The sequence below is a fragment of the Limobrevibacterium gyesilva genome (assembly GCF_025989185.1).
Taxonomy (GTDB): Bacteria; Pseudomonadota; Alphaproteobacteria; order Acetobacterales; family Acetobacteraceae; genus Limobrevibacterium; species Limobrevibacterium gyesilva.
On the sequence record NZ_JAPDNT010000013.1, the window covers coordinates 1 to 22,454 of the forward strand.

Annotated in this window: 21 protein-coding genes; 13 read left to right on the forward strand and 8 right to left on the reverse strand. The window is 70.4% G+C overall.

Going from position 1 to position 22,454, the window contains the following annotated elements:
• The 3 genes from OL599_RS15025 to OL599_RS15035 all read right to left on the reverse strand — a co-directional run.
• Positions 1-539: double zinc ribbon domain-containing protein (locus tag OL599_RS15025; RefSeq protein WP_264714619.1), on the reverse strand; the 539-nt coding region annotated here is incomplete at its 3' end.
• Between the two features lies 1 nt (position 540).
• Positions 541-2,097, reverse strand: coding sequence for a rhodanese-like domain-containing protein (locus OL599_RS15030; protein WP_264714620.1), 1,557 nt, complete (start codon positions 2,095-2,097; stop codon positions 541-543).
• Complete coding sequence (locus OL599_RS15035; protein WP_264714621.1) at positions 2,094-2,687, reverse strand: cysteine dioxygenase family protein; 594 nt, start codon at positions 2,685-2,687, stop codon at positions 2,094-2,096. Before OL599_RS15035 ends, OL599_RS15030 begins: the two co-directional genes overlap by 4 nt.
• An 80-nt stretch (positions 2,688-2,767) precedes the next feature.
• On the opposite strand from OL599_RS15035, the gene OL599_RS15040 reads away from it, so the two are divergent.
• Both OL599_RS15040 and OL599_RS15045 read left to right on the forward strand, forming a co-directional pair.
• Positions 2,768-3,625, forward strand: coding sequence for a methyltransferase domain-containing protein (locus OL599_RS15040; RefSeq protein ID WP_264714622.1), 858 nt, complete (start codon positions 2,768-2,770; stop codon positions 3,623-3,625).
• 490 nt (positions 3,626-4,115) lie between these two features.
• Positions 4,116-5,243 carry a Hint domain-containing protein gene (locus OL599_RS15045; RefSeq protein ID WP_264714623.1) on the forward strand — a complete coding sequence of 376 codons (1,128 nt, stop codon included), beginning with the start codon at positions 4,116-4,118 and terminating at the stop codon, positions 5,241-5,243.
• Here the strand turns inward: OL599_RS15045 and OL599_RS15050 are convergent.
• The gene (locus OL599_RS15050; protein WP_264714624.1) at positions 5,221-5,640 is read right to left on the reverse strand and encodes a GNAT family acetyltransferase; all 420 of its coding nucleotides are present in this window, start codon (positions 5,638-5,640) and stop codon (positions 5,221-5,223) included. The two genes, OL599_RS15045 and OL599_RS15050, sit on opposite strands and share 23 nt — an antisense overlap.
• Before the next feature lies 1 nt (position 5,641).
• Complete coding sequence (gene aroB, locus OL599_RS15055; RefSeq protein WP_264714625.1) at positions 5,642-7,318, reverse strand: 3-dehydroquinate synthase; 1,677 nt, start codon at positions 7,316-7,318, stop codon at positions 5,642-5,644.
• 72 nt (positions 7,319-7,390) lie between these two features.
• Here aroB and OL599_RS15060 point away from each other — a divergent pair, with 72 nt between their 5' ends.
• The 5 genes from OL599_RS15060 to OL599_RS15080 are packed head-to-tail and all read left to right on the forward strand — an operon-like array spanning position 7,391 to position 11,524.
• On the forward strand, positions 7,391-7,534 hold the full coding sequence (locus tag OL599_RS15060) for a hypothetical protein (protein WP_264714626.1): 144 nt from the start codon (positions 7,391-7,393) through the stop codon (positions 7,532-7,534).
• A 16-nt stretch (positions 7,535-7,550) separates the two neighbouring features.
• Entirely contained in the window at positions 7,551-8,441 is an 891-nt protein-coding gene (locus OL599_RS15065) for a tyrosine recombinase (protein WP_264714627.1), read from the forward strand.
• Positions 8,442-8,473: 32 nt separating this feature from the next.
• Entirely contained in the window at positions 8,474-9,430 is a 957-nt protein-coding gene (locus OL599_RS15070; RefSeq protein WP_264714628.1) for an acetyl-CoA carboxylase carboxyltransferase subunit alpha, read from the forward strand.
• 49 nt (positions 9,431-9,479) lie between these two features.
• Positions 9,480-9,974 (forward strand): MAPEG family protein, encoded by a 495-nt coding sequence (locus OL599_RS15075; protein ID WP_264714629.1) that lies wholly within the window; start codon positions 9,480-9,482, stop codon positions 9,972-9,974.
• 44 nt (positions 9,975-10,018) lie between these two features.
• Entirely contained in the window at positions 10,019-11,524 is a 1,506-nt protein-coding gene (locus OL599_RS15080; RefSeq protein WP_264714630.1) for an MFS transporter, read from the forward strand.
• Between the two features lie 120 nt (positions 11,525-11,644).
• On the opposite strand, the gene OL599_RS15085 is transcribed toward OL599_RS15080, so the two are convergent.
• Together OL599_RS15085 and secA are read right to left on the reverse strand one after the other, a co-directional pair.
• A complete protein-coding gene (locus OL599_RS15085) occupies positions 11,645-12,763 on the reverse strand; it encodes a TauD/TfdA family dioxygenase (RefSeq protein ID WP_264714631.1) in 1,119 nt (372 codons plus the stop codon).
• 124 nt (positions 12,764-12,887) lie between these two features.
• Positions 12,888-15,641, reverse strand: a complete 2,754-nt coding sequence (secA, locus tag OL599_RS15090) for a preprotein translocase subunit SecA (RefSeq protein WP_264714633.1) — start codon at positions 15,639-15,641, stop codon at positions 12,888-12,890.
• 250 nt (positions 15,642-15,891) lie between these two features.
• On the opposite strand from secA, the gene OL599_RS15095 reads away from it, so the two are divergent.
• From OL599_RS15095 to OL599_RS15120, 6 genes are all read left to right on the forward strand, one after another.
• Positions 15,892-16,845: a peptidylprolyl isomerase gene (locus OL599_RS15095; protein ID WP_264714634.1), complete on the forward strand. Its 954-nt coding sequence runs from the start codon at positions 15,892-15,894 to the stop codon at positions 16,843-16,845.
• Positions 16,846-16,913: 68 nt separating this feature from the next.
• Positions 16,914-18,143 (forward strand): bifunctional glutamate N-acetyltransferase/amino-acid acetyltransferase ArgJ, encoded by a 1,230-nt coding sequence (gene argJ / locus OL599_RS15100; protein WP_264714636.1) that lies wholly within the window; start codon positions 16,914-16,916, stop codon positions 18,141-18,143.
• Between the two features lie 183 nt (positions 18,144-18,326).
• Positions 18,327-19,238 carry an NF038122 family metalloprotease gene (locus tag OL599_RS15105; protein ID WP_264714637.1) on the forward strand — a complete coding sequence of 304 codons (912 nt, stop codon included), beginning with the start codon at positions 18,327-18,329 and terminating at the stop codon, positions 19,236-19,238.
• Between the two features lie 84 nt (positions 19,239-19,322).
• On the forward strand, positions 19,323-20,321 hold the full coding sequence (locus OL599_RS15110) for a bifunctional GNAT family N-acetyltransferase/(deoxy)nucleoside triphosphate pyrophosphohydrolase (RefSeq protein ID WP_264714639.1): 999 nt from the start codon (positions 19,323-19,325) through the stop codon (positions 20,319-20,321).
• Between the two features lie 275 nt (positions 20,322-20,596).
• Positions 20,597-21,355 carry a competence/damage-inducible protein A gene (locus OL599_RS15115; RefSeq protein WP_264714640.1) on the forward strand — a complete coding sequence of 253 codons (759 nt, stop codon included), beginning with the start codon at positions 20,597-20,599 and terminating at the stop codon, positions 21,353-21,355.
• A gap of 109 nt (positions 21,356-21,464) precedes the next feature.
• The gene (locus tag OL599_RS15120; protein WP_264714641.1) at positions 21,465-22,100 is read left to right on the forward strand and encodes a DUF2889 domain-containing protein; all 636 of its coding nucleotides are present in this window, start codon (positions 21,465-21,467) and stop codon (positions 22,098-22,100) included.
• Here the strand turns inward: OL599_RS15120 and OL599_RS15125 are convergent.
• The gene (locus tag OL599_RS15125; RefSeq protein ID WP_264714642.1) at positions 22,067-22,399 is read right to left on the reverse strand and encodes a ribbon-helix-helix domain-containing protein; all 333 of its coding nucleotides are present in this window, start codon (positions 22,397-22,399) and stop codon (positions 22,067-22,069) included. The two genes, OL599_RS15120 and OL599_RS15125, sit on opposite strands and share 34 nt — an antisense overlap.
• Positions 22,400-22,454 lie beyond the last annotated feature (55 nt).

The window sequence follows — 22,454 nt, forward strand, 5'->3', positions numbered from 1 at the left end:
AGATCGCCGGGCGGGACGGTAACGCGGGTGCGCCGCAGTGCGTCGGGGAGCACGGGCCGGGCGGCGATGCGGGCCAGCGCCCGGGCCAGCAGGGCCGCCTGGTTGTAGCGGCGGGCGATCAGCCGGGCGCGATGCAGCGGCACCGGCACCAGCAGGTCGGCGTCGCGCAGCAAGGCGGCGCCGGCGCGCGCCATCATCTGCGCCAGCCCGGCCGCGAACTCGGTGCGGTCGCCATGCTTGAACGGCAGCACGATCCGGCGCGACTGGGCATCGTAGCGCAGGGCGCCGCGGGCGCGGTCCCAGGGCGGCGGCTCATCGCGACACCGCTGGCACAGCCGCTCCGGGCCGCCCTGGCCGGCATGGGCGAACGGCACGCCGCAACGCGCGCAGCAGGGCTCGGTGACGAACCCCGTCGCACGGAAGCACGCCGGGCACAGCCGGCCAGGGGCATCGACCGGCGCGTCACAGGTCAGGCACTGCGCCGGCAGCAGCAGGTCGAGCGCCAGCCGCCCGATCTGCCGCAGGCTGCCCGCCGCCATCTCAGACGCCGAACGCCACCGTGCCGTCGCGGACGATCTCGTGCACCAGGTCGATCTCCCAGGACAGATAGGCCTGCATGGCCTGCTCGATCCCGGAGTTGCGGTCGTAGGGGCGCAGGTAGAAATCGACGCAGGCTTCGTCCGGCGGATTCGTCCGGTCCTTCTCCAGCCTCTGGGCCGCGCGGACCCAGGCCGCCGTGCCGCCTTCCAGCACCCGCACGGGGGCGTGGGTCAGCGCCTTGGCCTCGGCCGCCGCCAGCCGGGCGAGCGTCCCGTCCGGCGAGGTCAGCACCACCAGCCTGGCCACTGCCAGTGTCTGGCGCAGCGTGTCCAGCCGCGTGCGGATTGCCCAATGCGCGCCGGGAATATGGCCGTCGCGGAAATCGATACTGCGGCCCAGGTCCACCACCACCGCGTCGGTCGTGGCGGCGAGCGTGTCGGCGTCGATCGTCTCCACCGGGGGGGATGGCAATGGCGGGCGGGACGGCAGGGAAGCGGCCTGCAGGCCGCCTTCCACCACGAACACGTCGCGATGGCCCATCTGCCGCAGCCAGGAGGCGGCCATGCGGGCGCGCACCCCGTGGTCGTCGATCAGCGCGATGCGGGCGCCGCGCATGCCCACCCACTGGTCGGTCGCCTGCACGAGTTGCCCGCCAGGGGCCGAGATGCTGCCGGCGAGGTGGCCGGCGGCGAATTCGGCGGGGTCGCGGACATCCAGCACATACAGCGTGCGGCCGGGGTCGCCGGCGAAGGCGGCCAGCTCGGCCGGGCCGATCACGCCCACGCCAGAAGCATCGGCGAATTTCCGCGCCCGCTCCAGCGCCAGCGCGACGGTCTTCGGCGTGCCCGGCGGGAACACCGCGGTGCCGCCACGCGCGCAGGTCAGGCCAGACAGTTCCCAGCCCATCGTGCCGTTGCGCAGGGCCACGACCTTGTTGGGAATTCCGGCCTGGCGCAGGCTCTCCGCCCCCATGATCGAGCGGGTGCGTCCGGCGCAGTTCACCACCACCAGCGTGTCCGGGTTCGGCACCAGGTCGGCGATGCGATAGGCCAGCTCGCCGCCGGGCACGCTGATGCCCGACGGGATGGACATGCGCCGGAATTCCTCCAGTGTGCGGCTGTCCAGCACCACCATGTCGCGGCCGCTGTCCAGCCATTCCTTCAGCACCGGCGCGTCGACGCTTTCCGTGCCGTAATGGTGCTCGACCCACTCGCCGAACGCCTTGCTGGGCACGTTGACGCCGCTGAACAGCACATAGCCGGCGGCTTCCCAGGCCCTGGTGCCGCCATCGAGCACCGAGACGTCGGTGCAGCCGATGCCTTCCAGGTAGTCCGCCAGCCGCTCGGCCAGGCCGCGCCCGTCATCGACGCACACCACGCGCGTGGCCAGGCACGGCAGCAGCGTGCGGGCGCGCAGCTCCCGGCGCGACAGCGGGCAGGGCACGGCCCAGAACAGATGGGAGGCGCCGAACTCGCCTTCCTCCCGTGCGTCCAGGATGGCCAGCTCGTGGCCGTCGAGGACCCAGCCGCGCAGCGTCGGCGCGTCGATGCGCTTCATGTGCGCGGGGTCGCCGAGGGCTGCATGAAGTTGACGTTGTAGGGAATGGCCGCGCCGGTCGCCATGTCATAGGCCATGCGGTTGTCGAGCTTTTCCAGCGCCAGCCCGTACATGTGCAGGTGGCGCGTCGGCACCGTGCCGGTGGTGTGGATGGAGTGGATGTCCTCGGGCATCAGCGCGATTCCGCGTCCGGGCTCCACCATCACCTCGTGGTCGATCTCCAGCCGGCCGGGCTCGGGGCGATAGACCTTGTTGAGTTCCTGCCCGTCCACGGCCACGACCACCGCCCAGGTGGTGTGGTCGTGCGGCTTGGTCTCGTTGCCGGGGTTCAGCGCGTTCATGTAGAGGGCGAAGCGGTTGTCCGCGTCTTCCTGCAGCAGATAGCGGCGGGCCCCTTTGTCGCCGTTCGGGGGTGGCGGAAACTCCGTGGAGGGGAACAGCTGCTCCTGCGCCGCGAGCGCCAGCATCTCGGCCTTGATCGCGTCCAGTGCAGCACGGGTGATGCCCTGGGCCCGCTCGATGGCGCGGATGCGCTCGATCGTGGCGGCCACGGCAGCGGTGCGGGCAGCGGATATGTCGGACGCGTTCATGACAAGCCTCCCTTGTGTCCGGCGGAGACTAGGCAGGAGACGGCCTTGGCAGCAACACGTGCAATGAACACATAAATTGCATGAACGCCGACATGACCGTCTTCGACCGCCGCGCCGTCCGCCGGCATCGCGATCGCGCCGCCGCCAGCGTGCAGGATGTGGCGGACATCCTGCACGATGCCGCGGAGCGGCTGCTGGACCGCCTGGACGACATCTCGCGCCGCTTCACCCGCGCGCTGGACGTGGGCGGGCGGGGCGTAGTGGCGCCGATGCTGCGGGCGCGGGGAATCGAAACCATATGCTGCGACCTCTCGCCGGCCATGGCGGCCCGGGCGGGTGCGCCGGCGGTGGCCGCCGACGAGGAGTTCCTGCCGTTCGCGCCGGGCAGCTTCGACCTGGTGGTGGCGAGCCTGTCGCTGCACTGGGTCAACGACCTGCCGGGGACGCTGATCCAGCTCCGCATGGCGCTGAAGCCGGACGGTGTGCTGCTGGCCAGCCTGCCGGCGCTGGGCACGCTGGCCGAGCTGCGCCGCGCGCTGACCGCGGCCGAGGCGGAGATAACCGGCGGCGCCTCGCCGCGGGTGTCGCCGTTCCCCGACCTGCGCGACTGCGCGGGGCTGCTGCAGCGCGCCGGCTTCGCCCTGCCGGTGGCCGACGCCGAGGATATCCGGCTGCTCTACGCCGACCCGCTGGCGCTGCTGCGCGACCTGCGTGCCGCCGGCGAGACCAACGCGGTGGCGCTGCGTAACCGCCGCATTCCCCCGCGCGCGTTGTTCCCGGCCGCCCTCGCCGCCCTGCCGCAGACCGATGGCCGCATCCCGGCCACGCTGCGGCTGGCCATGTTGACGGGCTGGGCCCCCGCGCCCACGCAACCGCAGCCGCTGAAGCGCGGCTCCGCCAGGATCAGCCTCGCCGACGCGTTGCGGGGGGATGCCTGAATACGGGTCGGGCCGGCCTTGCGCGCATCCGGCACAAGCAGGTCGGAATGGTCCTCGCGACCCACGCGTCAGCCATCGGGGCTATGGAAGCTCAGGCCGCCGATCATCACGAGAAAGTTATGTCAACGCCAATCAGCGGTGTCACGGCTGGAGCCGGCTGCAGACGCGCGGCCGGTGCGTTGACGGGTGGTGGCCGATTGGATTTGCTGAAGGTCAGTTCGGCAGGGATTTCAAGAGCGTCCCACCGGACGCGACTACTCGCCCGGGCGCCCGCGCCTATGACGAGAGAGGATTGCGGAATGTGCAACGAATCTTTTTCGTAACGACGGATGTTCGGATTTTGCAATACAACTATGTTGCAGATAGGACCCTCTGGCCTGGGTGCGTATCCATGAAACCTGTTGCGGCGTCGTCTGTGCGGCTTGGCCTCGATGGACCGGTGCATTGACACCGCGGGGCCGGCGCACCGGAGCTTCCGCACGCTCTTCCCGTGCCGCCCATTCCGCTGTCGCATGAAGCCGCAATCCCCAGCCGCCCGGGTATCGGGAGCAACCGCAAGCCGATGACGAATGTCCACCCCGTCGCCGGCGCACGCGACCGCGACGGCGGCGGACCGGCGTTGCTCCCTCCGGCCTGTTTCGCCAGGGGCACCGGCATTGCGACCCCGCGTGGCACCGTGCCGGTCGAGTCGCTGCGGCCGGGGGACAGTGTGCTGTCGGCCTTCGGTGGCACCCGGATCGTGCTGTGGCTGGGGTATCGCCGTGTCGATTGCCGCCGTCATCCGCTGCCCCGGGAGGTGTGGCCGATCCGCATCCGGGCCGGTGCCTTTGCCCGGGGCCAGCCGGTACGCGACCTGGTGCTGTCGCCGAATCACGGCGTGTACATGGCCGATGCCACCGGCGGACCGGGCGTCCTGATCCCGGTCCGCTGCCTCCTCAACGGGTCCACCGTGGTGCAGGAGGCGGCGGACACGATCACGTATTACCACGTGGAACTGCCTCACCACGACGTGATCCTGGCGGAAGGGTTGCCCACCGAGAGCTACCTCGATGTCGGCAATCGCGGCGCCTTCGAGAACGGCGGCGAGCCCTTGCAACTGCATCCGGCATTCACGCGCCGGGCCTCGGACGCCGAATCCTGGGAGGGGGTGGTGGTGCAGGGCCCCGCCGTGGCAGCGGCAAGGCAGCGGCTGCTGGCGCGCGAGAGCGCGCTGGGCTTCGCCACGACAGGCGACCCGGACTTGCGGCTGCAGATCCCCGGACGCCTGCTGCGAGCGGCCTGCGATGGCCAGACCTGCCGCTTCGCCCTGCCAGGCGGCACCGACGCCGGCTGGCTCGTCTCGCGCGTGTTCGTGCCGGCGGAGCGGCTGGCGGACAACGACGACCGGCGCTTGCTTGGCGTGGCGGTGACGAGGCTGGCGCTAGGCCGGCGCGAGCTCGACCTGGCGGGCCCGGCGCTGGGAGAAGGCTGGCACCCGCCCGAGCCCGGCCGGCGCTGGACGACGGGCTGCGCGGCCGTGGCGCTCGGCGGTGCGCGCACGCTGATCGTTTCCGTGGCGGGGGCGGGGCCCTATCTGCGGCCGCGACGCCGGACGGTCACGCAAGCCACTTCTCCATGAAGATCAGCGCGTCGTTCGCATAGCCCAGCCGGGCGTAGAACCCGGCCACCGCGGCGTTGTCGGCCTCGATCAGCAGGTTCACCTTGTCGCAGCCGATCGCCTTCAGCCGCTGCTCCACCTCGGCGATCAGGGCCCGCGCCAGGCCCTGGCCGCGCTGCCCGGCATCGACGGCGAGCTTGTTGATCCAGCCGCGCCGGCCGTCATAGCTGCCCATGATCGTGCCGACGATGCGTCCATCCTGCTCCGCGACCAGGAACAGCTCGGGGTCGCGCTGCTGCTTGTGCTGCAGCCGCTCAGCCGAGTCGGACCGGCTGGGATGCAGGCCGCATGTCTGCCACAACGCGATCACGGGCGCGAAATCTTCGGGCGCGTAGCTGCGGAATTGCACGTTGCCCATGTCAGGCCGCGCAGCCTTCCGCGCGCAGCAGCGCGGTCACTGCCTCCGGTGGGACATCGTTCCTGGTGAAGGCCCGGCCGATGCCGCGCGCCAGCACGAAGGTCAGCTTGCCGTCGCGCATCTTCTTGTCGCGCTGCATGTGGCCGATCAGGCGCGCGGCGGAGAAGCGGCGGTTGAGCATCGGCAGCTCCGCCGGCAGCCCCATCGCGGCCATGTGCGCCACCACGCGGTCGGCATCGGCCTGGGCGCACAGGCCGAGTGCGGCGGACAGCTTGAACGCGAGCCCGATCCCGGTCGCCACCGCCTCGCCATGCAGGATGGTGCCGTAGCCCAGTTCGGCCTCCAGCGCGTGGCCGAAGGTGTGGCCGAGATTGAGCAGCGCGCGGCCGTCATTGGGCTTTTCCTCGCGCTCGTCGTTGCCCACCACCTGCGCCTTGAAGGCGCAGGCGCGCAGCACCGCCTCGGCCTGGGCGTCGCGCTCGCCGCCGATCACGGCGGCGCCGTTGGCCTCGCACCACTCGAAGAAGGCGGCGTCGCCGATCAGCCCGGCCTTGGCGATTTCGGCATAGCCCGCGCCCAGCTCGCGCATCGGCAGGGTCGCGAGGGCGGCGGTGTCGGCCAGCACCATGCGCGGCTGGTGGAACGCGCCCAGCAGGTTCTTGCCGTGGCGCGTGTTGATGCCGGTCTTGCCGCCGACCGAGCTGTCCACCTGGGCCAGCAGCGTGGTGGGCACCTGCACGAAGGGCAGGCCGCGCAGCGTGGTTGCGGCGGCAAACCCCGCGAGGTCGCCGACCACGCCGCCGCCGAGCGCGATCACGGCGGTGCGCCGCTCCACCCCGGCATCCAGCAGCCCGTCCACGACCCGGGCGTAGGTATCGAGGTTCTTCGATGTCTCCCCCGCCGGGACGGTGATGTGCTGTGCGGCGATCGCGGTCTGCGCCAGCCCAGCCAGCAGCGTTTGCAGATGCAGCGGGCCGACATGGTCATCGGTGACCACCACGGCGCGCTTCTGCGGCAGCACCGGGGCCAGCAGGGCGCCGGCGCGGGCCAGCAGGTTCTCGCCCACCACCACGTCGTAGCTGCCGCCGGACAGCGACAGCGACAGCCGGCGCGAGGGCTGCCACGCCGTCAGCGCGTCCAGCACATGGCCGGTGGTTGTGTCAGGGCTCTCGTCGCCGCAATCGACGATGAGGTCGGCCTCGGCATAGACGGGATGGCGGGCCTGCATCAGCCGTTGCAGCACGTCGGCCGGCTCGCCGCTGTTGAGCAACGGGCGATGGACGCGTCCGGCCACCCGCCGCAGCAGCGTGGGCAGCGACGCGCGCAGCCAGATGCAGACGCCCTCCCGGCGGATGGAGGCCCGGGTTTCCGGGTCCATATAGGCGCCGCCGCCGGTGGCCAGCACCAGCGGCTCGCCGGCCAGCAGGCGCCGGATCACCCGGCGCTCGCCGTCGCGGAACTCCTTCTCGCCGAAGCGTTCGAACAGCTCGGGCACCGTGCAGCCGGCGGCCAGCTCGATCTCGGTGTCGGCGTCGCGAAACGGCATGCCCAGGCGTGCGGCCAGGCGGCGGCCGATCGAGGTCTTCCCCGCGCCCATCAGCCCGACCAGCACGATGCTGCGGCCAGTCAACTGCTCGGGCAGGGTGAAGCTTTCCTTCAGTGCGGTGTTGCGTGTCATGGTGGCGGACGGTAGCACACGCCCGGACGCCAGGGCCAAGCCGTGCCCAACTGGTTGCGATATGGAGATTCGATGCGCCGCAATTTCCTGCTCGTCGTGCTGCTCGGACTGATCCTGCTCGGGGTCGGGTTCCTGGCGTTGGGGACGTTCCCGCCGGAACCGCGCACCCAGCCGGTGCAGAAGGTGCTGCCGAACGAACGCTTCCAGCCGCGTTGACGGGGCGGGGCGTCACATGGATCGCCATGTCGAGGCGTTCCTGGAGATGCTGGCGGCCGAGCGGGGCGCCGCGCGCAACACGCTCATGGCCTACGAATCGGATCTGGCCGATTTCGCCGCCTTCCTGGCCGCGCGCGGCCACGCCGTGCCGGGCGCCGACGCCCCGGTGCTGCGGGCCTATCTCGCCAGCCTGACGGATGCCGGATTCGCGGCGCGCACGGCCGCGCGCAAGCTGTCCGCCTTGCGCCAGTTCCACCGCTTCCTGGTGCGCGAGGGTGTGCGCCAGGACGACCCGACGCAGCTTCTCGATTCGCCCCGCTTGCCGCGGGCGCTGCCGGCATACCTGACCGAGCAGGAAGTCGATGCGTTGCTGGCAGCGGCCGCCGCCCGCCCGCCGGCGCAGGCGCTGCTGATGCGGGCGGCGCTGGAGATCCTGTACGCCACCGGCCTGCGCGTCTCCGAACTGCTGGCGCTGCCGCGCACCGCGCTCGCTGGCGACGCGCAGGTTCTGATGGTGCGCGGCAAGGGCGGCAAGGAGCGGATCGTGCCGCTGTCCGACGCCGCGAAAGATGCCGCCGCCGCCCTGGTCGCGGACCGCAAGACCCCCGGAAAATGGCTGTTTTCCGGCAAGGGGGGCGTGCATGCCATCACCCGCCAGGGCTTCGCCCTGATGCTGAAGCAGGTGGCGCTGGCGGCGGGGATCGATCCGGGGCGGGTCAGCCCGCACGTCCTGCGGCACTCCTTCGCCAGCCACATGCTGGCGCATGGGGCCGATCTGCGCAGCCTGCAATTGCTGCTGGGCCATGCCGACATCGCCACCACGCAGATCTACACGCATGTCCTGGCCGAGCGGCTGCAACGATTGGTTCAGGCCCACCATCCGCTTGCGACAGAGCAACGGGGCTGACCGGCCGCCCCACAGGTGCTAAAGCCGCGCGCATGCGTCATTTCCTGGACTTCGAAAAGCCGATCGCCGAACTCGAGGGCAAGGTCGAAGAGCTCCGCAAGATGTCGGAGGCCGACGGCATCAACATCGCCGAGGAGGTGGTCCGCCTGACCGAGAAGGCGGACCGCCAGCTCCGCTCGACCTATGCCAGGCTGTCGGCATGGCAGAAGACGCAAGTGGCCCGCCATCCCGATCGTCCGAAGGCCAAGGACTACCTGGCGGGCCTGATCACCGAATACACGCCGCTGGCCGGCGACCGCGCCTTTGCCGACGACGCGGCCGTGGTGGGCGGGCTCGGCCGGTTCCGTGGCCGGTCGGTCGTGGTGCTGGGCACCGAGAAGGGCTCGGACACCGAAAGCCGGGTCGCCCATAATTTCGGCATGGCCCGCCCGGAGGGCTACCGCAAGGCCCGCCGCCTGATCGAGTTGGCTGGCCGGTTCGGCCTTCCGGTGCTGACCTTCGTGGACACGTCCGGCGCGTTCCCGGGCATCGACGCCGAGGCGCGCGGCCAGGCCGAGGCCATCGCCCGCTCGATCGAGGCGTGCCTGGAGGCGCCGGTGCCGCTGATCGCCACCATTATCGGCGAAGGCGGCTCGGGCGGCGCCATCGCGCTGGCCGCCGGCGACGCGGTGCTGATGCTGGAGCACGCGGTCTACTCCGTGATTTCGCCCGAGGGCTGCGCCGCCATCCTGTGGAAGGACGCCGCCCAGGCCCCGGCTGCCGCCGAGGCGCTGAAGCTGACCGCCGAGGACCTCAGGCGCCTGAAGCTGATCGACGCCGTCATCGCCGAGCCGCTGGGCGGCGCGCATCGCGACCCTGCGGCCGCGGTCGGCGCCGTGGGCGACGCCGTGCAGGCCGCGCTGCAACCGCTCCTGGCGCTGGACGCCGTGACGCTGAAGGCGCGGCGCCGCGACAAATACCTGGAGATGGGGCGCGAGGCGCTGAGCTAGTGCCGTCGCGCACCGATCCAGCGCCCCGCGCGGCCTGACGATGCGCGGCATGTCGCTGCTGCTGGGAAGTTGCGGCGCCGTCGCGGCTTTCCTCGTCTGGCAGCTGATCGTGCCGCTGATTCCGCCCGACGCCGCCGCCTCCAGCATGGCGGTGCGCCTCGGCACCGCCACGGCGGCACTGCTGCCCGGCAGCTTCGTCCTGGCAACCATGATCGCGGCGCAGATGGCCGTCCGCTTCGCCGCCGGCGTACTGGACCCGACCGCGGGCCGGGAGACGCGGTTCCTGCTGGTCAACCAGCGCGTGATCAGCAACACCGTCGAGCAGACCTGCCTCTTCGTCCCGGCTCTGCTGGCCCTCGCCGCCGGCATGCCGGGCGCGCAGTTGCCGGCGGCGCTGGCGCTCGGCCCGGTCTTCGCGGCCGCCAGGCTGGCGTTCTGGGTGGGATACGTCCTGGCCCCCGTCGCCCGCGCGCCAGGAATGGCTGCCACCTATGCCGTCAATGCGGCAACGCTGCTCGCCGCCGCGTGGATGTGGCTTAATTAGCCCCAGCCGCCCGGGTGGTCCGGAGCGCGGGGAGCCGAGCCGCGATGCCGTACGCCAACCAGACCACCATCGAGGCCGAGCCGGGCGAGCAGTCGTCGCGCCAGCTGTTCTTCGCCGTCTTCCCTTCGATCATGCTGCCGATGTTCCTGGCGGCGATCGACCAGACCATCGTCGCCACCGCCCTGCCGGCGATGGCCGGCGCGCTGGGCGACGTGGAGCGGATATCCTGGGTGGTCGTGTCCTATCTGGTGGCGACGACCATCGCCGCTCCGGTCTATGGCCGCCTCGGCGATATCCTCGGCCGCAGGCGCCTGCTGTTCGTGGCGCTGGCCATTTTCATTGTCGCCTCGGTGCTGTGCGCCATCGCCTCCAGCATTGCCATGCTGACCTTCGCGCGGGTGCTGCAGGGCCTGGGCGGCGGCGGGCTCATGACATTGTCCCAGGCGCTGGTGGGCGAGGCGGTGCCGCCCCGCGAGCGCGGCCGCTACCAGGGCTATCTCGCCTCGGTGTTCGTGTGCTCCTCGACCTTCGGCCCGGTGGCCGGAGGATGGCTGACCCAGCATTTCGGCTGGGAGTCGGTATTCCTGGTCAACGTGCCGGTCGGGTTCGCGGCGATCGCCATGGCATTCCGTCTGCCGCGCCGGACCGCGACCGCCGGGCGGATGCATTTCGACTTCGTCGGCCTGGTGCTGTTCACACTGTTCATCGCCCCGACCCTGCTGGCGCTGGAGCAGGTGCAGCGCTTCGACCTGCGGGCATTGCCGATGATGCTACTGCTGGTGGCCATTGCCGGCGCCTCGCTGGTGCTGCTGCTGCGCCAGGAGCGGCGGGTCGCCACCCCGCTGCTGCCGGTCACCCTGCTGCGCCAGTCCACGATCTGGCGCGCCGACGCCATGGCCGCCTGCGTCGGCGCCAGCCTGGTGTCGATGATCACCTTCCTGCCAATCTATCTGCAGGTGGTGCGCAGCACCACCCCGGGCGACACCGGCCTGCTGATGCTGCCGCTGACCGCCTTCATCGCCTTCGGTTCGCTGTTCACCGGACGGATGGTCACGAAAACCGGGCGCACGGCCCTGTTCCCCTCGCTGGGCCTGCCGGTGGTGGCGGCCGCGCTGGTGGTGCTGGCCCTGTTCGCGCCGCAAATGACGCTATACCAGCTGCCCTGGCTGTTCGCGGTGATCGCGCTGACGAACGGGACGGCGATGCCGGTGGTGCAGACCACCGTGCAGATGCTGGCCGGGCCGAAGCAGCTCGGCGCCGCGGCGGCCTCCGTCCAGTTCTCGCGCTCGATCGGGGCGGCGGTGGGCACCGCGCTGACCGGCGCCGTGCTGTTCGCGGTGCTGGCGGCGAACGACCTCGAGACCGCGCGGCTGTTCGGCCATATCGTCGAGGAAGGGCCGAAGGCGCTGGCCGGCATGTCGGCAGAGCGCATTGCCGTGGTCCAGTCCGAAATCGCCGGCGCCTTCCGCGCGGCATTCCTCACCATCGCCTGCTTCTCCGGCATCGGCGCGCTGCTGGCCTGGAGCATGCCTGTCCGGCGGATTACCTGAATTCAGGCAGCCGCGGCCTAGAGCCTGATCGGAACCGATAGGCGTTCCGATCAGGCTCTAGGTCTTTGTTTTATCGCGTGATTCACGCCTCCGTGTGATTCCACCTGGGGCGATCACGCTCTAGGCAGAAGCTGTCTCCACCGGCACCCGCGATCCGGTGCCCGGCTGCACCACGCCGCCACGCAACGCGCCGGGTGCGGCGCTGCCCCACAGCGTCTCGAACCCTTCCGGCAGGCGCCGGCTGTTCGGCACAGCCAGCCACAGCCGCAGCAACAGCCGTTCCTGGTGCGTGGTGGTGTTGTCTTCGTACGCCGTTCGCCCGTGATAGACGACATGGTTGTTGAGCAACTGGATGTCGCCGGGCACGAACGGCGAATGCAGGCAGACTTCCTCGGCAACGGCCGCGAGCATGTCGAGCGCCTCGTTCTGGGCGGCCGTCAGCCGCGGCACCCCGGCCACTTCCTGCGCCTGCTCGACATAGGTGCGGGAGTACTGGCTGGTGATCCGGCCGTCGCGCAGGCCGAACACGGGCATGGCGAAGACCTTGTCGGGCGACAGGCCGTCCTCGTCGGCCGGGCGGGCGCGCCAGTAGTCCTGGCACAGCAGTTCCAGCAGGTCAGGCCGGCGGCGCAGGATCTCGTTGTAGATGGTCACGATGCTCGCGAGCTTGCTGACGCCACCCGCCTGGGCATTGCTGACGCACATCAGCGCGATGACGTCGCAGCGGTCGGTGTGCCAGCGCAGCGGCCCGGTGGAGCGTGACCGCGCGCGCGAGGAGGCGACCTTGCCCGCCTCGACCGGGGTGAAGCTCTGCTGCGCCAGCCGCGTCTCGTCGCGCACCTCGCCCATGATCTCGCCGGTTGCGTTCTGGTAGACCGCGGTGCCGAGATGCCGGCCGAGGCCCCAGAAGATCGTCCGCAGGTCGTCCTCGCTGTAGCGGTCCACCGGCACGCCGCGCAGGCGGACCATGCCGCGCCCGTCCTCCAGCTCGGCGGCGATCGCGGCCAGCAGGTCGGCGGTGCTGTGCAGCGGGAAATCCGCGCGGCCGAAGCCGAGCGGGGAAAAGCCCTGCCGCTTCACATGCGCCAGCGCCGCGTCGATCTCGCGCCGCTGCGCGTCGTCGAGCGTGCGGATCCAGGCGCCGGAGCGGTCGAGCTCGGCGCCGTACCAGGCCGCGGGCCCGGCCAGCGGCGTCCGTGCGGTGGGGCTGCCTGCGGCTGGCATTGCGGTCGCTGACATCGCATCCTCCCAGAGCCGGCCTTGAAACATTGTTGCCGGGCGCGTGTGTGCGTGCAGGGTCCAGTGGCAGGGCCCGGCTGTCAACCGCCGATCTGCCGCCGCCCGGGGCGGCCGCTTCCGGCCGCTACATGTTGCGGCCGTGGCAGTGCTTGAACTTCTTGCCGGAACCGCACGGGCAGGGGGCGTTGCGCGGACTGTTGCGCCAGGTGGCGGGGTTGTTCGGGTCCACGGCGTCGCTGCGCAGCGGCGCCGGCGCCAGCCGCACCGGTTCGGCTCCACCCGCCATTTCGTAGGCGGGCTCGGCGCCGGAGGTGGCCATCGCGGGATCGGGGTGGCTTTCGATCATCTGCTCCGCGGCCGGGCCATGCGGCTGGAAGTCGGCGGCCGGCGGTGCGTCCGGGCCAATCTCGGCGCGGGCGAGCATCATCGTCACCCGCTCCTTCAGCTCGTCCAGCATGGCGTTGAACAGCGCGAAGGCCTCGCTCTTGTACTCGTTCAGCGGATCGCGCTGGCCGTAGGCGCGCAGCACGATGCCCTGGCGCAGATGGTCCAGGGCCAGCAGATGCTCCTTCCACACCTGGTCGAGGATCTGCAGCAGCAGGCTCTTCTCGACGAAGCGCATCAGCTCGGGGCCGAAATTGGCCGCCTTCGCCGCCATGAACATGTCCGTCGCGCGCTCGACGCGCTCGCGGATGCCGGACTCGTCGATGCCCTCCTCGCGCGCCCATTCGACGATGGGCAGGTCGAGGTTGAGCACCCGGCGCACGTCCTCGGCCAGCTCGGCGGATTCCCACTGCTCGGCGAACGCTTTCACCGGGATGCGGCGGGACACCATTCCCTCGATCACCTCGGCGCGCATGTCGGCCACGATCGCCGACACCTCGGTCGCCTTCATGAACTCGCGGCGCTGCGCATAAACCTCGCGCCGCTGGTCATTCATGACGTCGTCGTATTTCAGCACGTTCTTGCGGGTGTCGAAGTTGCGCGCCTCGACCTTCTTCTGCGCCTTCTCCAGCGCCTTGTTGATCCAGGGATGGACGATCGCCTCGCCATCCTTCAGCCCCAGGCGCGTGAGCATGCCGCCCATGCGGTCGGAGCCGAAGATGCGCATCAGGTCGTCTTCCAGCGACAGGAAGAAGCGCGATCCGCCCGGGTCGCCCTGGCGGCCGGAGCGGCCGCGCAGCTGGTTGTCGATGCGCCGGCTCTCGTGGCGTTCGGTGCCGATCACGTACAGGCCGCCGGCCGCCTGGACGAGATCGTGGTTGCGGTCGACCTCGGCGCGGATCTCGGCCTCCCTGGCCGCGCGCGCCTCGGCATCCTCGATGTCCGCCAGCTCCAGCTTCAGCCGCATGTCGATGTTGCCGCCGAGCTTGATGTCGGTGCCGCGGCCGGCCATGTTGGTGGCGATGGTGATGGCGCCGGGCGCGCCGGCCTGGCTTACGATCACCGCTTCCTGCTCGTGGAAGCGCGCGTTCAGCACCGCGTGCGGCACCTTCTTCTTCTTCAGGATCCCGCTTAGCGTCTCGCTTTTCTCGATGCTGGTCGTGCCCACCAGCACCGGCTGGCCACGCTCGCGCGCATCCGCGATCAGCTTCGCGATCGCCTCGTATTTCTCGCCGGCGCTGCGATAGACCTCGTCGTCCTCGTCCTTACGGATCACCGGAACGTTGGTCGGGATCTCCACCACTTCCAGCTTGTAGATCTCGGCGAACTCGTCGGCCTCGGTCATCGCCGTGCCGGTCATGCCCGAGAGCTTCGGATACAGCCGGAAATAGTTCTGGAAGGTGATCGAGGCCAGGGTCTGGTTCTCGGGCTGGACGGTGACGAATTCCTTCGCCTCCAGCGCCTGGTGCAGGCCCTCGGAATAGCGCCGGCCTTCCATCATGCGGCCGGTGAACTCGTCGATGATCACCACCTTGTCGTCGCGCACGATGTAGTCCACGTCGCGGGCGAACAGGGTGTTGGCGCGCAGCGACTGCTGCACGTGGTGCACGACCGAGACGTTGAAGATGTCGTAGAGGTTGCCCTCGGCGATGATGCCGGCCTCTTGCAGCATGTCCTCGACGCGCCGCGTGCCGTCCTCGGTCAGCGTGACGGTGCGGAACTTCTCGTCCTTCTCGTAGGTGTCGGGGTCCTTGACCAGCTCGGCCACCACCACGTTCACGGTGCGGTACAAATCCGACGAGTCCTCGGCCGGGCCGGAGATGATCAGCGGCGTGCGCGCCTCGTCGATCAGGATGCTGTCGACCTCGTCGACGATGGCATAGGCGAAGTCGCGCTGGACCATGTCTTCCAGGCGGTACTTCATGTTGTCGCGCAGGTAATCGAAGCCGAACTCGTTGTTGGTGCCGTAGGTGATGTCGGCGGCATAGGCCTCGCGCCGCTCCCATTCGGTCAGGCCGTGCACGATCACCCCGGTGGTCAGGCCCAGGAAGCCGTAGATCTGCCCCATCCACTCGGCGTCGCGGCGGGCCAGGTAGTCGTTCACGGTGACGACGTGAACGCCCTTGCCGGTCAGCGCGTTGAGGTAGACCGGCAGGGTGGCGACCAGCGTCTTGCCTTCGCCGGTTTTCATCTCCGCGATCTTGCCGTCATGCAGCACCATGCCGCCGATGAGCTGCACGTCGAAATGGCGCAGGCCCTGACTGCGGCGGGACGCCTCGCGCACCACCGCGAAGGCTTCCGGCAGGAGATCGTCCAGCGTGGCGCCGCCGGCCAGCCGCTGCTTGAATTCGTCGGTCTTGGCCCGCAGCGCTTCGTCGGAGAGCGCCTGCATGGCAGGCTCCAGCGCATTGATCTGCGGCACCCGGCGCTGATACGCCTTGAGCGAGCGGTCGTTGCTGGTGCCGAAAATGGCGCGGGCAATGCTGGCGAACATGGTAAGCCTTCCGGGACAGGCCGCGGCGGCTCCGGCAGGGCAGGTGGCGGCGACCGCCGCGCGAGCGGCGCCTTCCCTGGAACCCGCGTGGGGCCACTCTGGTCGAAGCCTGTCAGATAGGACCCGGGCCGCCCCGGGTCAACGACGGCTGTGCGGCAAACGGCATTGCCGGGATCGGATGGTCGCCTTGTGGGGCAATCCCGCTTCGGCCATGATCCCGCCCCCTTTGGAAGGACCCCAGATGCGGCCGATGCGCCCGACTGCCCCTGTTGCAAGCGCCTTCGCGGCGACATTCGTCGCCATGGCGGCCCTCTCCGGCGCCCCGGCACGGGCCCAGGCCCCGGCCCCGGCGCCAGCCGCAGCACCGGCCCCGGCGCCCGTGCCAGCCGCGGCGGCTCCGGCGCCGGCTCCGGCCGACCCGGTCGTGGCAAAGGTGGGCGACCAGGAAATCCACCTCAGCGACATCTCCGAGGCGGTGCGGGGCCTGCCCGAGGAATACCGCAGCATGCCGCAGAACATGCTGTTCCCGCTGCTGCTGGACCAGGCGATCGACCGCAAGGCCGTCGTCGCACTGGCCCGCAAGCAGGGCCTCGACCAGGACCCCGCGGTGCAGCGGCAGATCGTCAACGCCCAGGAGCAGGCGCTGCAGAACGCGCTGATCGCCCGCGACGTCGGGCCGATGATCAGCGAGCCGGCCATCCGGGCGCTGTACGACAAGGACGTCGCCGGCAAGGCCGGCGAGGAGGAAGTGCACGCCCGCCACATCCTGGTGGCCAACGAGGCCGATGCGGTGAAGATCATCGCCGACCTGAAGAAGGGCGGCGACTTCGCGGCCATCGCCAAGGCCCGCAGCACCGACCCCGGCGCGGCCCAGGGCGGCGACCTCGGCTTCTTCAAGAAGGGCGACATGCTGCCCGAGTTCGCCACCGCCGCCTTCGCCCTGAAGCCCGGCCAGATCTCCGACAAGCCGGTGAAGACGCAGTATGGCTGGCACGTCATCAAGGTCGAGGAACGCCGCGCCGCGCCGGCCCCGTCCTTCGAGCAGTCGCATGACGAACTGCGCCAGAAGCTGATCCAGGAAGGCGTGCAGAAGGTGCTGGCCGAGGCTCGCGCCGGCGTGAAGGTGGAGCGCTTCAACCCCGACGGCACCCCGACCCGTCCCACCGATGCCGCCGAACCCCCGCCCGCCCCCGCCAAGCCGTGACCGTTCGAGGGCCGGGGTGAAGCCCCTGGCCCTCCGCCTGCCAAGAAACGCCAACAAGGACTCGCACCATGGCGCTCGCCGTCTCCCCCCTTGCCGTTCCCCTGCCTGAGCTGCCGCCGATCGCCGGCGTTCGCCTGGGCGCCGCCGAGGCGGGGATCCGCTACAAGGGGCGAACCGACGTGGTGATGGTCGAACTGGCGGCGGGCACCACCGTGGCCGGCGTGTTCACCTCCAACAAGTGCCCGGGCGCGCCGGTGGACTGGTGCCGCGCGGCCCTGCCGTCCGGCAAGGCGCGGGCGCTGGTGGTCAACGCCGGCAACGCCAACGTGTTCACCGGCCGCGCCGGCGCCAACGCCGCCAAGGCCACCGCGGCCGCCGCATCCGACCTGGTCGGCTGCCCGCAGAAGCAGGTCTATCTGGCCTCGACGGGCGTAATCGGCGAGGTGCTGCCGCATGAACGCCTGACCGCCGCGCTGCCCGCCCTGCACGCGCGCCTGTCCGAGGATGCGTGGGAGGACGCCGCCCGCGGCATCATGACCACCGACACCTTCCCGAAGGCGGCCACCCGCACTGCGCTGATCGGCGACGCGACGGTGCGCATCACCGGCATCGCCAAGGGCAGCGGCATGATCGCCCCGGACATGGCGACGATGCTGTGCTTCGTGTTCACCGACGCCAAGATCCCCGCCGCGGCGCTGCAGGCGATGCTGCGCAAGGGCACCGACGGCAGCTTCAACTGCACCACCGTGGACAGCGACACCTCGACCTCCGACACCGTGCTGCTGTTCGCCACCGGCCAGGCGAAGCACCCGCGGGTGCCGGCCGAGGGCGGCCGCATGCTGGCCGACTTCGCCCGCCAGTTGAACGACCTGCTGCTGGACCTGGCGCTGCAGGTGATCCGCGACGGTGAGGGGGCGCAGAAGCTGGTGCGCATCGACGTCACCGGCGCCGTCTCCGGCAAGTCGGCCAAGCGGGTGGCCATGGCCATCGCCAATTCCCCGCTGGTCAAGACCGCCATCGCCGGCGAGGACGCCAACTGGGGCCGCATCGTCATGGCCGTGGGCAAGGCCGGCGAGCCCGCCGACCGCGACAGCATCTCGGTCGGCATCGGCGGCACCTGGATGGCGCGCGACGGCGGCGTGGTGCCCGGCTACGACGAGGCGCCGGTGGTGGCGCACATGAAAGGGAGCGAGATCGAAATCGCCGTCGATCTCGGCCTGGGGCGCGGCAAGGCCACCGCGTGGACCTGCGACCTGACGCACGGCTACATCGACATCAACGGCAGCTACCGAAGCTGACGCTGCCCGCTCCGGCCATCCGTCGGAGCGGGCGATTGAGCCTGTTCGCGCAAAAAGAGACGATTCGTCTGCTTCCTTAACATTTCCGTGTATGATAGCGGGAGCGCTGGTTGGCGGAACGAAATCGAATCGGGCCCTGGCACTCCGCCGGGACCGCGGGACCGCCGGGTACCGGAGACCGAGATGAAGGCCCGCCTTCCGCTGCTCGCGCTCGTCGCGGTCACCGCGCTGCCCCAGCCGTCGCAGGCTCTGGTCATCAATTTCACTCAGATCGCCGGGGACACGTTGTTGCCGGCGCAGCTCACCGCGTTCGGCACGGCGGCCCAGGCCTGGGAGAACGTGCTGACCGACCCGGTCACGGTGAACATCAGCATCGGCTTCCGCGACCTCGGCACCGTGCCCGGCGGCATCATCCTCGGCGGGGCCACGCCGACCGAGGTCTACGCGTCTTACAGCGCATTCCGCACCCTGATGGCGCTCGACGCCACCAGCGCCGCCGACGCCACCGCCGTCGCCAACCTTCCCGCTTCCGTGCCCGGCGACACCATCCACCTGACGTCGGCCAATGCCCGTGCGCTCGGCTTCACCACACCCACGGTGGCCATCGACGCCACTATCGAGTTCACCTCGAACGCCGCCATCACCTACCAGTACAGCCGCAACCCCGATGGCGGCGTCAACCCGGGCGCGTTCGACTTCCTCGGCGTCGCCGGGCACGAGATCGGCCACGCCCTCGGCTTCATCTCGAATGCCGGGGCGTTCGTCGAGGACACGACCCTCGACCTGTTCCGCTTCCAGGGCACGACACGCAGCCTGGCGACCGGCCCGGCCTTCTTCTCGATCGACGGCGGCGTCACCGACCTCGCCCCCTTTTCGGACGGCATCACCTATCAGACCAGCCATTGGGCCGACGGCACGCCCGCCCTGATGGCCCCGGCGCTGTCGCCCGGCAACGTCCAGCCCATCACGCCGTTGGACCTCAAGGCGATGGATGTCATCGGCTGGGATATCGCCGCCGTGCCCGAGCCAGCTTCATTCGCGGTCCTGGCCTTCGGCCTGGGCATCCTGGCGTTCATCCGTCGCCCGCGCGCCTGACGCCCCGGCCATCGCGGAACGGCACTTGCGGCCGGGCCGCGGTTTGGGCACTTCCTGCTCTATGCATCCACCTGGTCCGGCACGATGACCGACGCGATTCGCGCAACCGCCTTCGAGCCGCTCGCGACCGAGCGGCTGACCCTGCGCCCCTACCGTCCTGAGGATGCGGCCGATCTGCACCGGCTGATCAACGATTGGGAGGTCTGCCGCACCCTGGCGGCCGTGCCGTTCCCCTACTCCCGCACCCTGGCCGACGAGTGGATCGCCTCCACCCGCGCCACATTGGCCGACGGCAGCGCCTTCCACCTAGCCGTCACCGGCCGCGAAGGCGACAACGAGACCATCGTCGGCGGCGTCGGCCTCCGGCTGAATCGCGACGGGCGCGTGGCCCGGCTGGGCTACTGGGTCGGCCGCCGCTTCTGGGGGCACGGGGTCGCCAGCGAAGCCGCCGGGCGGCTCGCGCGCTGGGCGCTGGCCAATCTCGCCCTCGATCGGCTGGAAGCCACCGTGGCCACCGACAACCCGGGCTCGATCGCCGTGCTGCGCCGGATCGGCTTCCGCCACGTGGGCGAGGGGATGGAAAAATTCGTCGCCCGCGGCGGCGAGCACAAGGTGCTGCGCTTCCTGGCCACCCGCGGCGACCTGTTCGGCTACCCCGACACCGAGCCGCAGCCGGACGGCTCCAAGCCGCTGCTGCTGGTCGCCGCCTGCGCCCTGATCGACGCTGACGGCCGCGTGCTGCTGGCCCGCCGGCCGGAAAGCAAGAAAATGGCCGGCCTGTGGGAGTTCCCGGGCGGCAAGCTGAACCCCGGCGAAACCCCCGAAGCCGCACTGATCCGCGAGCTGAAGGAAGAACTCGGCATCGACGTCACCTCCACCTGCCTCGCGCCCTTCGCCTTCGCCTCGCACGCATACGAGCGCTTCCACCTGCTGATGCCGCTGTTCCTGTGCCGGCGCTGGCGCGGCACCCCGGAATCCCGCGAAGGCCAGGCCCTCGCCTGGGTCCGCCCCGACAAGCTCGCCGACTACCCCATGCCCGAAGCCGACCGCCCCCTGGTCCCCCTCCTGCGCGACTTCCTCTAGGCCCCCTCGGGGGTTACGGTGGCAGGGAAGGCAAGGCCAGGGGCGCCGCCCCTGGACCCCGCTAAGGGCGGAGCCCTTAGAACCCGCTACTTTGAAGGGGTTGCCGAAGAGGGGGCCTATCGTGCGGCGTCCAACCGCTCCCTAGGCCCCCTCTTCGGCAACCCCTTAAGTCCTGGGATCCAAGGGGCTTCTGCCCCTTGGCGGGTCCAGGGCAGAGCCCTGGCCTTGCCTTCCTTGCGACAGTAACGCCCCCGAGGGGGCCCGGGGAGACGTGCATGGCTGGGAATCCGACGGCTTGTTTGTTGGTCATTGGCAATGAGGTGTTGTCGGGGCGGACGCAGGACGCGAACATCCGTTATCTGGCCACGCGGCTGGGCGAGATCGGCATTCCGTTGCGGGAGGTGCGGGTGATCCCCGATGTGCCGGAGACCATCATCGGCACAGTGAACGAGGTTCGGGCCCGGTTCGACCATGTGTTCACCACCGGCGGCATCGGTCCCACGCATGACGACATCACCAGCGAGTGCGTGGCCGCGGCGTTCGGCGTGCCGTGGGAGCCGCATCCCGAGGCCTGGGCGCGGATGGAGCGGCACTACAAGCCCGGCGAGTTCAACGCCGCCCGTCAGCGCATGGCGACGATGCCGCGCGGGGCCAGGCTGATCGACAACGCCATTTCCATCGCGCCGGGTTTCACCATCGGCAATGTGCATGTCATGGCGGGGGTGCCGCGGATCATGCAGGCCATGTTCGACAGCCTGGCGCCGACGCTGGCCGGCGGGCCGCCGATCGTCTCGCGCGCCGTGCACGCGCGCGGCCTGCCGGAAGGCCGGATCGCCGAGGGCCTGGCGGCGGTGCAGGCGCGCTATGCCGGATTGGACCTGGGCAGCTACCCGTATTACCGCGGCGACGGCAATGGGGTGGCGATCGTCGCGAAGGGCAACGACGCGGTGGCGGCGGAGGCGGCGATTGCCGAGGTCACGAAGCTGATGGCCGGGCTGGGCGCCGCGCCGGTCCAGGGCGAGCCGCCCCTCTGAGCGGCGGGCAGGGGAGGGGCATGCGCAAGGCGCTTGAACAGGACATGGCTCTTGCCATATTCCGGTTGCTGCGCCGCACCATTCCCTGCGCCCCGATCGGAGGACTGCCATGCCGTTGAGCGAGCCCGTGGAGCGCGAGAGACTGCACACGCGCGCGATCCGTATCGAGGGGTTCCGCCGGTCCGATGGTTTGTATGACATCGAGGCGCATCTGACGGATACGAAGGCCTACGGGTTCTCCAGCATCGACCGCGGCTTCATCGGCCCGGGCGAACCGCTGCACGAAATGTGGGTGCGCCTGACCGTCGACGACCGGATGGTGATCGTCGCCTGCGAGGCCGCGACCGAGCACGGGCCGTTCACGATCTGCGGCGGCGGCGCTGCCAGCTATGCCAGCCTGGTGGGCCTGCGCATCAAGCCCGGCTTCCTCAAGGAGGCCAATGCGCGCATCGGCGGCACGGCGGGGTGCACGCATCTGCGCGAGCTGCTGCAGCAGATCGCCACCACGGCGTTCCAGACCATGTGGCCGGTGCGCTCGAAGCGCGAGGCGGAGGCGCGGGAGCAGGCGGCGCCGAGCGGGAAGGTGTCGGAGTCCGACGGCTCGGCGCGGCTGCTGAACACCTGCTTCGCCTATGCCAGCAGCGGCCCGGTGGTCCGGCGCCGCTGGCCGCATCTGTATACGGGCCCCGACGCCGTGCATCCGGAAGCGCCTCAGCTGGCGGCGGCGGAGTCGCGCGAGGACTGAACGGCCGGCCAGCGGTCGGCGCCCGGGGGTAAGGCGCCCGCAAGGCTGCCATGCCCGGCAACGCCGTGGCCGGGCTCGGTGGCGGCGGCACGGAAATAGGCGAGCACTTGCACGCGCACCGCGCTGGTGCGCCCGCCGGGATGGCCGCGTTGCTCGATACGCTTGACCAGTTCGCCCAGCGTCAGGCATTCGCGCCGGCAGATTTCTTCCAGCGCGTCCCACAATTCCGGCTCAAGGCGCATGCTGGTTCGGCCGCGCAGCGCGGTGACGTTGCGATTGACCAGGCGGCTCGCGTTCACCCATGACCTCCGTCGACTGACCGGACGAACATGCGGGGGAAGTCTTAACCTGCGG

What these genes read in the sequence shown, in the direction of transcription:
- OL599_RS15030 (WP_264714620.1), bottom strand. Translation starts at nt 2,097, where the DNA reads ATGAAGCGCATCGACGCGCCGACGCTGCGCGGCTGGGTCCTCGACGGC.
- OL599_RS15035 (WP_264714621.1), bottom strand. Translation starts at nt 2,687, where the DNA reads ATGAACGCGTCCGACATATCCGCTGCCCGCACCGCTGCCGTGGCCGCC.
- OL599_RS15040 (WP_264714622.1), top strand. Translation starts at nt 2,768, where the DNA reads ATGAACGCCGACATGACCGTCTTCGACCGCCGCGCCGTCCGCCGGCAT.
- OL599_RS15050 (WP_264714624.1), bottom strand. Translation starts at nt 5,640, where the DNA reads ATGGGCAACGTGCAATTCCGCAGCTACGCGCCCGAAGATTTCGCGCCC.
- aroB (WP_264714625.1), bottom strand. Translation starts at nt 7,318, where the DNA reads ATGACACGCAACACCGCACTGAAGGAAAGCTTCACCCTGCCCGAGCAG.
- OL599_RS15060 (WP_264714626.1), top strand. Translation starts at nt 7,391, where the DNA reads ATGCGCCGCAATTTCCTGCTCGTCGTGCTGCTCGGACTGATCCTGCTC.
- OL599_RS15065 (WP_264714627.1), top strand. Translation starts at nt 7,551, where the DNA reads ATGGATCGCCATGTCGAGGCGTTCCTGGAGATGCTGGCGGCCGAGCGG.
- OL599_RS15070 (WP_264714628.1), top strand. Translation starts at nt 8,474, where the DNA reads ATGCGTCATTTCCTGGACTTCGAAAAGCCGATCGCCGAACTCGAGGGC.
- OL599_RS15075 (WP_264714629.1), top strand. Translation starts at nt 9,480, where the DNA reads ATGTCGCTGCTGCTGGGAAGTTGCGGCGCCGTCGCGGCTTTCCTCGTC.
- OL599_RS15080 (WP_264714630.1), top strand. Translation starts at nt 10,019, where the DNA reads ATGCCGTACGCCAACCAGACCACCATCGAGGCCGAGCCGGGCGAGCAG.
- OL599_RS15085 (WP_264714631.1), bottom strand. Translation starts at nt 12,763, where the DNA reads ATGTCAGCGACCGCAATGCCAGCCGCAGGCAGCCCCACCGCACGGACG.
- secA (WP_264714633.1), bottom strand. Translation starts at nt 15,641, where the DNA reads ATGTTCGCCAGCATTGCCCGCGCCATTTTCGGCACCAGCAACGACCGC.
- OL599_RS15095 (WP_264714634.1), top strand. Translation starts at nt 15,892, where the DNA reads ATGCGCCCGACTGCCCCTGTTGCAAGCGCCTTCGCGGCGACATTCGTC.
- argJ (WP_264714636.1), top strand. Translation starts at nt 16,914, where the DNA reads ATGGCGCTCGCCGTCTCCCCCCTTGCCGTTCCCCTGCCTGAGCTGCCG.
- OL599_RS15105 (WP_264714637.1), top strand. Translation starts at nt 18,327, where the DNA reads ATGAAGGCCCGCCTTCCGCTGCTCGCGCTCGTCGCGGTCACCGCGCTG.
- OL599_RS15110 (WP_264714639.1), top strand. Translation starts at nt 19,323, where the DNA reads ATGACCGACGCGATTCGCGCAACCGCCTTCGAGCCGCTCGCGACCGAG.
- OL599_RS15115 (WP_264714640.1), top strand. Translation starts at nt 20,597, where the DNA reads ATGGCTGGGAATCCGACGGCTTGTTTGTTGGTCATTGGCAATGAGGTG.
- OL599_RS15120 (WP_264714641.1), top strand. Translation starts at nt 21,465, where the DNA reads ATGCCGTTGAGCGAGCCCGTGGAGCGCGAGAGACTGCACACGCGCGCG.